This window comes from Corallococcus sp. AB038B, from assembly GCF_003668955.1.
GTDB classification, from domain to species: domain Bacteria; phylum Myxococcota; class Myxococcia; order Myxococcales; family Myxococcaceae; genus Corallococcus; species Corallococcus exiguus.
Genome location: NZ_RAWO01000295.1, coordinates 1 through 398, shown reverse-complemented (window position 1 = coordinate 398; position 398 = coordinate 1). Strand labels below are relative to the sequence as shown.

General features: G+C 75.9%; 1 pseudogene. It reads left to right on the top strand.

Going from position 1 to position 398, the window contains the following annotated elements:
* A pseudogene (locus D7Y04_RS43350) lies at positions 1 to 398 on the top strand (hypothetical protein); the annotation flags it as partial.

Here is a 398-nt window from a genome sequence, read left to right as displayed (position 1 = left end):
CGGCGCGGGGCTGGGGCGGAGGCCGGGCGAACCGGCTGGCGCTCAAGGCCGTGGTGGCGCTCTTCAAAGAGCCGCTGCCCGCTCGGGTGCGCGTGGTGCTGGAGCGCGACGGGAAGCCCGTGGCCGAGGGCACCTATGACGCCAAGGCGCTGCGCGAGGGGCTGTCGCTGGAGGCCCCGGCGGCGGGCTCGGCAGGCGCGCATGTCTGGACGGTGCGAGCGGAGCCCGCGGTGCCGGGCCTGGGCTTCGCGCTGGCGTTGTCCGCCGCCGTGCCGTGGAAGCAGGAGGCGCAAGGGGGACTGGAGCTGGCCGTGGACTCGCCCCGGGAGGCGAAGGTGGGGCAGCCCGTGGAGGTGACGATGCAGGCCTCCACGCCCTCGGGCCTCGAGTTGGAGCTG